Annotated in this window: 11 protein-coding genes; 7 read left to right on the plus strand and 4 right to left on the minus strand. The window is 65.6% G+C overall.

Annotation, left to right across the window (positions count from 1 at the left end):
* Positions 1–32 precede the first annotated feature (32 nt).
* From yidC to rpmH, 4 genes are read right to left on the minus strand one after another with little or no spacing between them, the layout of a single operon-like run.
* A complete protein-coding gene (gene yidC / locus AC5Y7E_RS01055; RefSeq protein WP_499947204.1) occupies positions 33–1,121 on the minus strand; it encodes a membrane protein insertase YidC in 1,089 nt (362 codons plus the stop codon).
* Positions 1,105–1,452 (minus strand): membrane protein insertion efficiency factor YidD, encoded by a 348-nt coding sequence (gene yidD / locus AC5Y7E_RS01060; protein ID WP_499947205.1) that lies wholly within the window; start codon positions 1,450–1,452, stop codon positions 1,105–1,107. Before yidD ends, yidC begins: the two co-directional genes overlap by 17 nt.
* Entirely contained in the window at positions 1,449–1,808 is a 360-nt protein-coding gene (gene rnpA, locus AC5Y7E_RS01065; protein WP_499917441.1) for a ribonuclease P protein component, read from the minus strand. The genes yidD and rnpA overlap by 4 nt, the downstream gene beginning before the upstream one ends.
* A gap of 23 nt (positions 1,809–1,831) precedes the next feature.
* Positions 1,832–1,975 carry a 50S ribosomal protein L34 gene (rpmH, locus tag AC5Y7E_RS01070; RefSeq protein WP_003874369.1) on the minus strand — a complete coding sequence of 48 codons (144 nt, stop codon included), beginning with the start codon at positions 1,973–1,975 and terminating at the stop codon, positions 1,832–1,834.
* 594 nt (positions 1,976–2,569) lie between these two features.
* Here rpmH and dnaA point away from each other — a divergent pair.
* The 7 genes from dnaA (at position 2,570) to AC5Y7E_RS01105 (ending at position 13,403) form a co-directional block, all read left to right on the plus strand.
* Positions 2,570–4,105, plus strand: a complete 1,536-nt coding sequence (dnaA, locus tag AC5Y7E_RS01075) for a chromosomal replication initiator protein DnaA (RefSeq protein WP_499947206.1) — start codon at positions 2,570–2,572, stop codon at positions 4,103–4,105.
* Between the two features lie 567 nt (positions 4,106–4,672).
* The gene (gene dnaN / locus AC5Y7E_RS01080) at positions 4,673–5,872 is read left to right on the plus strand and encodes a DNA polymerase III subunit beta (RefSeq protein WP_499917439.1); all 1,200 of its coding nucleotides are present in this window, start codon (positions 4,673–4,675) and stop codon (positions 5,870–5,872) included.
* On the plus strand, positions 5,873–7,030 hold the full coding sequence (gene recF, locus AC5Y7E_RS01085; protein ID WP_499917438.1) for a DNA replication/repair protein RecF: 1,158 nt from the start codon (positions 5,873–5,875) through the stop codon (positions 7,028–7,030). It begins immediately after the preceding gene.
* Entirely contained in the window at positions 7,027–7,584 is a 558-nt protein-coding gene (locus AC5Y7E_RS01090) for a DUF721 family protein (RefSeq protein WP_499917437.1), read from the plus strand. Before recF ends, AC5Y7E_RS01090 begins: the two co-directional genes overlap by 4 nt.
* A 257-nt stretch (positions 7,585–7,841) precedes the next feature.
* The gene (gene gyrB, locus AC5Y7E_RS01095; RefSeq protein ID WP_499917436.1) at positions 7,842–9,875 is read left to right on the plus strand and encodes a DNA topoisomerase (ATP-hydrolyzing) subunit B; all 2,034 of its coding nucleotides are present in this window, start codon (positions 7,842–7,844) and stop codon (positions 9,873–9,875) included.
* A 31-nt stretch (positions 9,876–9,906) separates the two neighbouring features.
* Entirely contained in the window at positions 9,907–12,423 is a 2,517-nt protein-coding gene (gene gyrA / locus AC5Y7E_RS01100; protein ID WP_499917435.1) for a DNA gyrase subunit A, read from the plus strand.
* An 89-nt stretch (positions 12,424–12,512) separates the two neighbouring features.
* Positions 12,513–13,403, plus strand: a complete 891-nt coding sequence (locus AC5Y7E_RS01105; RefSeq protein ID WP_499947207.1) for a DUF3566 domain-containing protein — start codon at positions 12,513–12,515, stop codon at positions 13,401–13,403.
* The last annotated feature ends 8 nt before the right edge of the window (positions 13,404–13,411 follow it).

The raw sequence follows: 13,411 nt of genomic DNA on the forward strand, positions 1-13,411 counted from the left end.
TGCGGGCGGCCCTGATAGCTATTCCGCCCGTATCAGCGTTTGCGTTTTTTCGGTCTGGCCCCGGGCCGCGGCGTGCGGTTGCTCGGGCCCCCGCTCGCGTCAGGTGCCGGGCCGTCAGCCACATCGGCATCCGTCGCCGCGGGCGCGTCGGTGTCGCCGTCGGGCGCCGGCGAACCGTTTCCGGTCGGCGATGCCGCCTTGGGATTTCGCTTCGGCTTCGCACCCGGCGCCGGCGCATTCGCCGCCCGGCGTTGAATCGCTTCCTGCTTCTTGGCTTCGTCCTCTTTCTCGATCATCCCGAAGACGTAGTGCTGCTGCCCGAAGGTCCAGATGTTGTTCGCGAACCAGTACAGGATGATCGCGAGCGGAAGGAACGGCCCACCGACCACGACGCCGAGCGGGAACACGTACAGGGCGAGCTTGTTCATCATCGCGGTCTGCGGGTTGGCCGCCGCCTCCGGACTCTGCCGCGCGACCGACGCCCTGCTGTTGAAGTAGGTCGCGACACCGGCCAGGATCATCACCGGCAGGCCCACCGCGATGACGGCCGGCCGGCTGAAGAAGGTGAACGCATCCAACCCCGTGCGCTGCGTCATGAAGGCGCCGATCGGTGCGCCGAACAAGTTGGCGTCCAGGAAGTGCCCGACGTCCGTCGGGGTGAAGACGTAGTTTCCGGTCAGCCGGTTCTGCGCCACCGACAGGTGGGGCTGCCCGAAGCCGCCGGTGGTCCGGTTGAACGAGCGCAGCACGTGATACAGACCGATGAACACCGGGATCTGCGCCAACATCGGCAGGCATCCCAGGATCGGGTTGAAGCCATGTTCGCGCTGAAGCTTCTGCATCTCGAGCGCCATGCGCTGGCGATCCTTGCCGTACTTCTTCTGCAGCGCCTTGATCTGCGGCTGCAGCTCCTGCATCTGGCGAGTGGTGCGGATCTGCCGAACGAAAGGCTTGTAGAGCAGCGCGCGCAGGCTGAAGACCAAGAACATCACCGACAGCGCCCAGGCGAAGAAGTTCGACGGCCCCAGCAGGGAGGCGAACAACTTGTACCAGACCCACATGATCCACGACACCGGGTAGTAGACGAAGTCGAGGCTGAAGAAATCAAACAAAGGATCCACTCTCCCCTCGCGACGCTCGGACAGCCCGGGCGTCGCTGGCATCTTGGCAATTCACGTGGCTTCCGGGGCGGTCCGGTATCGGATCCCATCCGCCGTCATGCCATGGTCCACACTTGGCGAGTCTGGCCGCAGCCAACCAGCTCCCCCGAATCAGGCCGTACTCGTTGAGCGCATCGACCGCGTACTGGCTGCAGGTCGGGACGAAGCGACAGGTCGCCGGGCGTAGCGGCGACACCATTTGCCGGTACAGCTGGATCAGAAAAATCACGCCGCGCGCGGCCAGCCTTCCGGACGCACGGGCGAACGCGAGCGGCCGCGCCCACGCGGTCACGACGGACTCCCGGCCGTTGGCACTCGTCGCAGACAGCGGCGCAGCTCCTGCTCGAGTCGGGCCGAGGAGGCGGTCCGGCTGCTCGGCAGCGCACGGATCACCAACTGATCAGATTGGCCGAGCTCTCCCAGCAGGGTGCGGGCGACATGCCGCAGCCGGCGAGCAACGCGATGCCGTTCGACGGCGGATCCGACGGGCTTGCCCACCACCAATCCGACGCGGGGCGCGCGGGTTTCATCGCAGTCCGATCCCCGGCGAAGGTGCACGACGACGTCCGGCTGCGCGAGACGAATCCCGTGCTTCACCGTCGCGTCAAAGTCGATTGACCGCGTCATGCGGTTGCGTGCGGGAAGCACCGCTGAAAAACCTGACGCTGCGATCAGGCAGAGAGCGCGCGGCGACCCTTGCGGCGGCGACCGGACACGATCGCGCGCCCGGCACGTGTACGCATCCGCAAGCGGAAGCCATGCACGCGGGCTCGGCGCCGGTTATTCGGCTGGAAGGTCCGCTTGCCCTTGGCCACGACGTTCTCCTCGTTGTGCTGCCGTCCGGCCGCTCAGACGTTTCGCATCGGGCTCGTCTGCGGTTCGACCGGAGGTGGTCTTGGTGCTGCTGGCCGGCGCGGTCCCCAGGTGGTTCGGGTCGCAGCCGTATCGCCGACTTTCGGGCGACTGTTTGAGGGTACTGACGAGCCTTCGCCTGGTCAAACCTGGCTTGCCACAACGAACCCGCGGCGTGGCGAGAAGAAAGATTTCCGTTTCGATCACACTCGCCGCGGCCGTGGCTACCATAACGAGCCGAAGCAAGCCCCACGTACCCTAAACGACCCGATTGGAATGCGGCAGAACTGTTGGCAGCCGAACGGAAAACTGTTAGCTTCTGCGAAGTCGTTTTAGACGACAAGCGGCGCTCGGCAACGAAGCGAGGATGGTGGATCGACTAGCTGAGACAACCCCTCGAGGTTCTCTTTCAGCGCGGAGATCGCGAGCCGGCCAGTAGGCTGTGGCTCGCCTACGATCATCCTGTCCACACCTGTGTATAACTATGTGGACAGTTGTTTTGTCACCAAGCGCGGTGTAATCGGGTCGGGACGTTCGAGAACCAGGGAGATGCGTCGTTGACCGATGACCCCGGTTCCAGTTTCACGACAGTGTGGAATGCGGTCGTTTCCGAACTCAACGGGGAACCCACCGCAGACGGCATGGCCGCCAATCGCGCGACCCTTGTCACTCCCCTCACTCCGCAGCAACGAGCGTGGCTCAATCTGGTCCGCCCGCTGACCATCGTCGAGGGATTCGCCCTGCTGTCGGTGCCGAGCAGTTTCGTGCAAAACGAGATCGAAAGACATCTCAGGGCCCCGATCACCGACGCGCTCAGCCGCCGGCTCGGGCAGCAGATCCAGCTGGGAGTCCGCATCGCTCCCCCGCCCGACGACGTGGACGACGCGCTCATCCCGCCGGCGGAACCGTTCCCCGGATCCGACCAGCCCTTCCCCGCCAACGACGCGGCCGTCGACACCGAGGAAGCTTTCGAAAACAGCGAAACCGTCAACGACAACCAGCCGGGCTGGCCCAACTACTTCACCGAGCGTCCGCACGCGATCGATCCGGCCGTGGCCGCCGGAACGAGCCTCAACCGCCGGTACACGTTCGACACCTTCGTCATCGGCGCCTCCAACCGGTTCGCTCACGCCGCCGCCCTGGCGATCGCGGAAGCGCCGGCCCGGGCCTACAACCCGCTGTTCATCTGGGGTGAGTCCGGTCTGGGCAAGACCCATCTACTGCACGCCGCCGGGAATTACGCGCAGCGGCTCTTCCCGGGGATGCGGGTCAAGTACGTCTCCACCGAGGAATTCACCAACGACTTCATCAACTCGCTCCGCGACGACCGCAAGGTCGCGTTCAAGCGCAGCTACCGCGACGTCGACGTGCTGCTCGTCGATGACATTCAGTTCATCGAGGGCAAGGAAGGTATCCAGGAGGAGTTCTTCCACACCTTCAACACCCTGCATAACGCCAACAAACAGATCGTCATCTCGTCAGACCGGCCGCCCAAACAGCTGGCCACCCTCGAAGACCGGCTCAGAACGCGGTTCGAGTGGGGCTTGATCACCGATGTGCAGCCCCCCGAGCTGGAAACGCGCATCGCCATCTTGCGCAAGAAGGCTCAGATGGAGCGCCTGGCGGTCCCCGACGACGTGCTGGAACTCATCGCGAGCAGCATCGAACGCAACATACGAGAGCTCGAGGGAGCCCTCATTCGGGTGACCGCATTCGCCTCGCTGAACAAAACGCCGATCGATAAGGCGCTGGCCGAGATCGTGCTGCGCGACCTGATCGCCGATGCCAGCACCATGCAGATCAGCGCGGCCACCATCATGGCGGCTACCGCCGAATACTTCGACACCACCGTGGAGGAACTCCGCGGCCCGGGGAAGACCCGGGCGCTGGCGCAGTCGCGCCAGATCGCCATGTATCTGTGCCGCGAACTCACCGATCTCTCACTGCCCAAGATCGGGCAGGCCTTCGGCCGCGATCACACGACGGTCATGTACGCGCAGCGCAAGATCTTGTCCGAGATGGCCGAGCGGCGTGAGGTTTTTGATCACGTCAAGGAGCTCACCACTCGCATCCGCCAGCGCTCCAAGCGCTGAGCCCTCCTCTCCCCAGCGCCGCGGAACGAGCGATTTTCGGGCTTCGGCCGCCCGTGTTCGGAATTTTTTCGAGAAACTTCACGCGCGTCTGTCACACGAGTCCCACCGAGGGCATGTGGGCAGGGCTGTGCACAACGCGATTAATCAACCGTGTATCAACGCCGCCGGGGTGCACAGCCGTCGTTCGTCCCCACCCGCCCAACACGTCACCCACAGGCGTTCACTGCGCGATGCACAACCCGATCGTGGCGCTAGCTGCACCAAGGCGATGCTGTCCCCAGAATGCACAGGACTTAATACTGGTACTGAGATATCTTCATCGGTTCTTCTTTGAAATACAGGCTTGGGGACGCGCCGCGCACATCCGTCGTCCGGACCTTCGTCGGGCCGGGTTGTCGGGCTTTGCGATTAGCTTTCAAGATGGCGTCGAAGGATCTACGGTTGTTCTTCGACTGCCGTTGCGGTCGTCGTTGGCATTACCGCCATCGGCGTTCGTGGCGGAGCCCCGTGCTAGCGGGGGCGGCTAGCCAATTGGATTCGAAAACGCTGGGTAGGTGAAGGGACGCTATGGACGCGGCGACGACAACGGCTGGCCTCAGCGACTTGAAATTTCGTTTGGTGCGGGAGTCTTTCGCAGACGCGGTGTCATGGGTGGCGAAGAATCTGCCGTCCAGGCCTGCCGTGCCCGTGCTTTCCGGTGTGCTGCTGTCGGGGACCGACGAGGGCCTGACGATCTCCGGATTCGATTACGAGGTTTCCGCCGAAGCGCAGGTTGCAGCCGAAATAGCTTCTCCGGGAAGCGTTTTGGTATCCGGTCGGCTGCTGTCGGACATCGTGCGGGCGTTGCCCAACAAACCGATCGACTTCTACGTCGACGGTAACCGGGTGGCGCTGCATTGCGGAAACGCCAGGTTCTCGCTGCCGACGATGGCCGTTGAGGATTACCCGACGTTGCCGGCGCTGCCGGAGGAGACCGGGACGTTGCCCGCTGATCTGTTCGCCGAAGCGATCAGCCAGGTTGCCATCGCGGCCGGCCGTGACGACACGTTGCCGATGCTGACCGGGATCAGGGTGGAGATCTCCGGGGACACGGTGGTTTTGGCAGCCACCGACAGGTTCCGTTTGGCAGTCCGTGAGCTGACTTGGTCGGCGGCCTCGCCCGACATCGACGCCGCGGTCCTGGTCCCGGCCAAGACGCTGGCCGAAGCCGCCCGAACCGGCGCCGACGGCTCCGAGGTCCGCTTGTCGTTGGGCGCGGGATCGGGCGTCGGAAAAGACGGATTGCTCGGCATCAGCGGTAACGGCAAGCGCAGCACCACGCGCCTACTCGATGCCGAATTCCCGAAGTTCCGTCAGTTGCTGCCGGCCGAGCACACGGCGGTCGCGACCATCGATGTGGCGGAGCTGACGGAGGCCATCAAGCTCGTCGCACTGGTGGCCGACCGGGGCGCGCAGGTCCGGATGGAATTCACCGAGGGGTCGCTGCGGCTATCCGCCGGCGCCGACGACGTCGGCCGCGCCGAGGAAGATCTGGCGGTCGATTTCGTCGGAGAGCCGCTGACGATCGCGTTCAACCCGACGTATCTGACCGACGGGCTGGGATCGGTCCATTCCGAGCGGGTGTCTTTTGGTTTCACGACTCCGGGCAAACCGGCGTTGCTGCGCCCGGCGTTGAGCGACGACAGCCACCCGACGGGCACGGGCCCCTACAGCGCCCTACCGACCGATTACGTCTACTTGTTGATGCCTGTCCGGTTGCCTGGCTAGGTGTACGTCCGGCATTTGGGACTGCGCGATTTCCGGTCCTGGGCACACGCCGACCTCGAATTGCAGCCTGGTCGGACGGTCTTCATCGGATCCAACGGCTTTGGGAAGACGAATCTTCTTGAGGCACTGTGGTATTCGAGCACCATGGGCTCCCATCGGGTGGGAACGGACGCGCCGTTGATCCGCGCCGGTGCCGACCGCGCCGTGGTTTCCACGATCGTGGTCAACGACGGCCGGGAGTGCGCGGTCGATCTGGAGATCGCGGCGGGCCGGGCCAAGAAGGCCCGGCTGAACCGCTCACCGGTGCGCAGCACCCGCGAGGTGATCGGGGTGTTGCGCGCGGTGTTGTTCGCTCCCGAAGACCTCTCCCTGGTCCGGGGTGACCCGTCGGACCGGCGGCGCTACCTCGACGACTTGGCGACTGTTCGCAGACCGGCGGTGGCCGCGGTGCGCGCCGACTACGACAAAGTCCTGCGGCAGCGCACCGCGCTGTTGAAATCCCTGTCCGGCGTCCGCTATCGCGGCGACCAGAGCGCACTGGACACTCTCGACGTCTGGGACAGCCGCCTCGCCGAGCACGGTGCCCAATTGATGGCCGCCCGCATCGGTTTGGTGAACCAATTGGCACCCGAGGTGGAGAAGGCCTATCAGCTGTTGGCCCCCGGATCGCGTGCCGCTTCCATCGGCTATCGATCCAGCCTGGGTGCCGGCGCCGCGGCGGATATCGCCGATGCCGACCGTGACTTCCTGGAAGCCGCCTTGCTGACGGCCTTGTCGGCGCGCCGCGATGCGGAGCTGGAACGCGGCATGTGCCTCGTCGGGCCACACCGCGACGATCTGGAATTGTGGCTCGGCGACCAGCCCGCGAAAGGCTTTGCCAGCCATGGGGAATCGTGGTCGTTGGCGTTGTCGTTGCGGCTGGCCGCCTACGAGTTGCTGCGAACCGAAGACAGCGAACCGGTGTTGTTGCTCGACGACGTGTTCGCCGAACTCGACGCCGCCCGCCGCCGCGCGCTGGCCACGGTGGCCGAATCGGCCGAACAGGTGTTGGTCACGGCGGCTGTGCTCGAAGACATTCCGGCGGGCTGGGATGCCAGGCAGATCTATGTCGACCTGCGCGACAGCGACGCCGGGCGGGTATCGGAGATGCGCTCATGACCGGCGGGGACGAAGGGTCGCCTCGCACCGAGCCGTCGAACGCCCTGAGCGGGATCGATTTGGTCCGGCGCACCCTCGAGGAAGCGCGCGCGGCGGCCCGAGCTCAGGGGAAAGACGCCGGCCGCGGCCGCGCGGCCGCCCCCGCCCCGCGCCGTGTGGCGGGCCAGCGACGCAGTTGGTCTGGACCGGGTCCCGATGCCCGCGATCCCCAGCCCCTGGGCAGGCTGGCGCGTGATTTGGCGAAGAAACGCGGTTGGTCGGCCCAAGTCGCCGAGGGGACGGTGCTCGGCAACTGGGCGACCGTCGTCGGCCACCAGATCGCCGACCACGCCGCACCGACCGCCCTGAAGGACGGGGTGCTCAGCGTGGCTGCCGAATCGACGGCGTGGGCCACCCAATTGCGGATGATCCAGTCACAGTTACTGGCCAAGATCGCGGCCGCCGTCGGCAACGGAGTGGTGACGTCGCTGAAAATCACCGGCCCGGCCGCGCCCTCGTGGCGCAAGGGGCCGCGCCACATCGCTGGACGGGGCCCGCGCGACACCTACGGTTAGGGGGTCGACGACCCGGCCGCGGATCCCCAGACGCGGGTTTGTCCACAGCCCCTGAAATCCGCCAGGACGACGCGGACCCCCTCGACATACGTCGGGACGCGGCCAGAATAGAGAAATCGTCCGCACGGCGCGGTTAGCTGGGTAGAAACGCGCCCAGAATATCGGTGCGGGCGGGTGCTCACGCTAGACTGACGGGATGCGACTGTTGCGGTGATCAGGAACCGCCCGCATGAAACCCCAAGGAGAGCATTCCGACCGTGGCTGCCCAGAAGAAGAAGGCACAAGACGAATACGGCGCTTCGGCGATCACCGTGCTCGAAGGCCTCGAGGCCGTCCGCAAACGCCCCGGCATGTACATCGGATCCACCGGAGAGCGTGGCCTGCACCACCTCATCTGGGAGGTGGTGGACAACTCGGTCGACGAGGCGATGGCCGGCTACGCCGACAAGGTCGACGTCCGCATCCTCGGGGATGGCAGCGTCGAGGTCTCCGACAACGGCCGCGGCATTCCGGTGGCGATGCACGCGACCGGTGCCCCCACCGTGGACGTGGTGATGACGCAACTACACGCCGGCGGCAAGTTCGGCGGTGAGAACAGCGGCTACAACGTCAGCGGTGGTCTGCACGGCGTCGGTGTGTCGGTGGTCAACGCGCTCTCGACGCGCCTCGAGGTGGACATCGCCCGCGACGGCCACGAATGGTCGCAATATTACGACCGCGCCGTGCCCGGCACCCTCAAACAGGGCGAGGCTACCAAGCGCACCGGCACGACCATCCGATTCTGGGCCGATCCCGAGATCTTCGAGACCACCGAGTACGACTTCGAGACCGTCGCGCGCCGGCTGCAGGAAATGGCTTTCCTCAACAAGGGGCTGACGATCAACCTCACCGACGAGCGGGTGAGCGACGAAGAGGTCGTCGACGAGGTCGTCAGCGACACCGCCGAAGCGCCCAAGTCCGCGCAGGAAAAAGCCGCGGAATCCACTGCGCCACATAAGGTCAAGCACCGCACCTTCCACTACCCCGGTGGGCTCGTCGACTTCGTCAAGCACATCAACCGCACCAAAAGCCCGATCCAGCAGAGCATCATCGACTTCGACGGCAAGGGTCCGGGCCACGAGGTCGAAATCGCGATGCAGTGGAACGGCGGCTACTCGGAATCGGTGCACACCTTCGCCAACACCATCAACACCCACGAGGGTGGTACCCACGAAGAGGGCTTCCGCAGCGCCCTGACGACGGTGGTCAACAAGTACGCCAAAGACAAGAAGCTGCTCAAGGACAAGGATCCGAACCTCACCGGCGATGACATCCGCGAGGGCCTGGCCGCGGTGATCTCGGTCAAGGTCAGCGAACCGCAATTCGAGGGCCAGACCAAGACCAAACTGGGCAACACCGAAGTCAAGTCGTTCGTACAGAAGGTCTGCAACGAACAACTCACGCATTGGTTCGAAGCCAACCCCGCGGACGCCAAGGTCGTGGTCAACAAAGCCGTGTCGTCGGCCCAGGCCCGCATCGCCGCCCGCAAAGCGCGAGAGTTGGTCCGCCGCAAGAGCGCCACCGACCTCGGCGGGCTGCCAGGCAAGCTCGCCGACTGCCGCTCCACCGACCCGCGCAAGTCGGAGTTGTATGTGGTGGAGGGTGATTCGGCCGGCGGCTCGGCCAAGAGCGGTCGTGACTCGATGTTCCAGGCCATCCTGCCGCTGCGCGGCAAGATCATCAACGTGGAGAAGGCCCGCATCGACCGGGTTCTGAAGAACACCGAAGTCCAGGCGATCATCACCGCGCTGGGCACCGGCATTCACGACGAGTTCGACATCACCAAGCTGCGTTATCACAAGATCGTGCTGATGGCCGACGCGGACGTGGACGGGCAGCACATCTCGACATTGCTGTTGACGCTGTTGTTCCGGTTCATGCGGCCGCTGATCGAGAACGGACACGTGTTCTTGGCGCAGCCGCCCCTGTACAAGCTGAAGTGGCAGCGCAGCGACCCCGAATTCGCCTACTCCGACCGCGAGCGCGACGGGTTGCTCGCCGAGGGCCGCAAGGCCGGCAAGAAGATCAACGCCGAGGACGGCATTCAGCGCTACAAGGGTCTGGGCGAGATGGATGCCAAGGAGTTGTGGGAGACCACGATGGACCCGTCGGTGCGGGTGCTGCGCCAGATCACCCTCGACGACGCCGCCGCGGCCGACGAGTTGTTCTCGATCCTGATGGGCGAGGACGTCGACGCCCGCCGCAGCTTCATCACCCGCAACGCCAAAGATGTTCGCTTCTTGGATGTTTAAGACGTACCCGTCTAACTCGAACGAGGAATAGATGACAGACACCACGCTGCCGCCCGGCGGCGATGCCGCCGACCGCATCGAGCCGGTCGATATCCAGCAGGAGATGCAGCGCAGCTACATCGACTATGCGATGAGCGTGATCGTCGGCCGGGCGCTGCCCGAAGTCCGGGACGGCCTCAAGCCTGTGCACCGCCGGGTGCTCTACGCAATGTTCGACTCGGGCTTCCGCCCGGACCGTGGCCACGCGAAGTCGGCCCGCTCGGTCGCCGAGACGATGGGTAACTACCACCCGCACGGCGACTCGTCGATCTACGACACCCTGGTCCGGATGGCGCAGCCGTGGTCGCTGCGCTACCCGTTGGTCGACGGGCAGGGCAACTTCGGCTCGCCGGGTAATGACCCGCCGGCCGCAATGCGCTATACCGAGGCGCGACTCACCCCGCTCGCGATGGAGATGCTGCGTGAAATCGACGAGGAGACAGTCGATTTCATCCCCAATTATGACGGCCGCGTGCAGGAACCGACCGTGCTGCCCAGCCGGTTCCCCAACCTGCTGGCCAACGGCTCCGGCGGTATCGCGGTCGGCATGGCGACCAACATCCCGCCGCACAACCTGCGGGAGTTGGCCGAAGCCGTCTACTGGTGCCTGGACAACCACGAGGCCGACGAAGAGGCCACACTGGCCGCGGTCTGCGAGCGGGTCAAGGGCCCGGACTTCCCCACCTACGGCCTGATCGTCGGGTCGCAAGGCATCCACGACGCATACAACACCGGCCGCGGCTCCATCCGGATGCGCGGAGTCGTTGAGGTGGAAGAAGATTCACGCGGCCGCACCTCGCTGGTGATCACCGAGCTGCCGTACCAGGTGAACCACGACAACTTCATCACCTCGATCGCCGAGCAGGTCCGCGACGGCAAGCTGGCCGGCATCTCGAACATCGAAGACCAGTCCAGCGACCGGGTCGGTCTGCGCATCGTGGTGGAGATCAAGCGCGACGCCGTGGCCAAGGTGGTGCTGAACAACCTCTACAAGCACACCCAGCTGCAGACCAGCTTCGGCGCGAACATGCTGTCGATCGTCGACGGGGTGCCGCGCACGCTGCGGCTCGACCAGATGATCCGCTACTACGTCGCGCATCAACTCGACGTCATCATCCGGCGTACCACCTATCGGTTGCGCAAGGCGAACGAACGCGCACACATCTTGCGCGGTCTGGTCAAAGCGCTCGACGCGCTCGACGAGGTGATCGCCCTGATCCGGGCGTCGGAGACCGTGGAGATCGCGCGGGCCGGCCTGATCGAGCTGCTGGACATCGACGAGATTCAGGCCCAGGCCATCCTGGACATGCAGCTGCGCCGGTTGGCCGCCCTGGAGCGCCAGCGCATCATCGACGACCTGGCCAAGATCGAAGCCGAGATCGCCGACCTGGAAGACATCCTGGCCAAGCCCGAGCGGCAGCGCCGGATCGTGCACGACGAGCTCGCCGAGATCGTCGACAAGCACGGCGACGAGCGCCGTACCCGGATCATCGCCGCCGACGGTGACGTCGCGGACGAGGACCTGATCGCCCGCGAAGACGTGGTGGTCACCATCACCGAGACCGGCTACGCCAAGCGGACCAAGACCGACCTGTACCGCAGCCAGAAGCGCGGCGGCAAGGGGGTCCAGGGTGCCGGGTTGAAGCAGGACGACATCGTGCGGCACTTCTTTGTGTGCTCGACGCACGACTGGATCCTGTTCTTCACCACCCAGGGCCGCGTGTATCGGGCCAAGGCCTACGACCTTCCGGAGGCCTCGCGGACCGCTCGCGGTCAGCACGTCGCGAACCTACTGGCCTTTCAGCCCGAGGAGCGGATCGCTCAGGTCATCCAGATCAAGAGCTACGAGGACGCGCCCTATCTGGTGCTGGCCACCCGCAACGGTCTGGTGAAGAAGACCAAGCTGACCGATTTCGACTCGAACCGGTCGGGCGGGATCGTGGCGGTCAACCTGCGCGACGGCGACGAGCTGGTTGGTGCGGTGCTCTGCTCCGCCGAGGATGACCTGCTTCTGGTGTCGGCCAACGGCCAGTCCATCCGGTTCTCGGCGACCGACGAAGCGCTGCGCCCGATGGGCCGCGCCACGTCCGGCGTCCAGGGCATGCGGTTCAACGCCGACGACTACCTGTTGTCACTCAACGTCGTCCGCGAAGACACCTACCTGCTGGTGGCGACGTCGGGCGGATACGCCAAGCGAACCGCGATCGAGGAGTATCCGGTGCAGGGCCGCGGCGGCAAGGGAGTCCTGACGGTGATGTACGACCGCCGGCGTGGCAGGCTGGTCGGTGCGTTGATTGTCGATGAGGACAGCGAGCTCTACGCAATCACCTCGGGAGGCGGCGTCATCCGCACCGCAGCGGGCCAGGTCCGCAAGGCGGGACGGCAGACCAAAGGCGTGCGCCTGATGAACCTGGGTGAGGAGAACACGCTGTTGGCCATCGCCCGCAACGCCGAAGAAAACGCGGACGAGGTCGTCGAGCAAAGCGACGGTGCGGAGTCAGACAGTTAGTCGGTAGCGAGCCACTAGACTCAGCCCGACCAGACATAACGCGACTGCCACCGCCTGGGCGGCCTGGGTAGCTGACCAAAGGAGTCGGGGTGACCTCACCGAACGAGCCGGGCACCCCCAAGCAGGGGGATGGCCCCAACGGGGATGGTTCGACCGAACGCGCCGGTGCGCGCCACGGGGCGCCGCCCGCACAGGCGGGCCGCGCTCAGGAGGGCGGGGATGGACCACCGTGGCAGCGCAGTGGTGCCCGGCCGCAGGACCCGGGCCTTCGCCAGAACGAGCCGTTCACCGAGAAGCGACCACCGGGCCAGGCGGGCGGCGTCGAAGCCCGGTTGAACCGATTCATCTCCGGCACCGCGGCGCCGGGGGCCGGGGCCGGATCGCACGCCAAAGAGCCGGAGCCCGCGGCCACCCGCGGTGAACATTCGCCGACCGAGGCCTACGCCAGCGAATTACCCGACCTGTCCGGCCCGGTGCCGCGCGGCCCGCACCGCAAGCCCGCCCCCGAGCGGGCCGCGGAATCGCCGGCCTCATCGGCGGGACGTCCGGCCGCCGGCGAAACCCGGGAGGGCCGAGAAAACCGCGATAGCCGGGTGCAGGTATCACGCCGCACGCGCGGCCCGGTGCGCGCCAGCATGCAGATCCGCCGCATCGATCCGTGGAGCACGTTGAAGGTGTCGCTGCTGCTCTCGGTGGCGCTGTTCTTCGTCTGGATGATCGCCGTCGCATTCCTGTACCTCGTGCTCGGCGGCATGGGTGTGTGGTCGAAGTTGAACAGCAACGTCGGGGACTTGCTGAACAACACCAGCGGCAGCAGCGGCGAACTGGTGTCCAGCGGCACCATTTTCGGCGGTGCCGTTCTGATCGGGCTGGTGAACATTGTGCTGCTGACCGCGGCGGCCACCATCGCCGCATTCGTCTACAACCTGACGACAGATCTGATCGGCGGCATCGAGGTCACGTTGGCGGACCGCGACTAGCATGAGTG

The sequence above is a fragment of the Mycobacterium sp. NGS17 genome, from assembly GCF_059813205.1.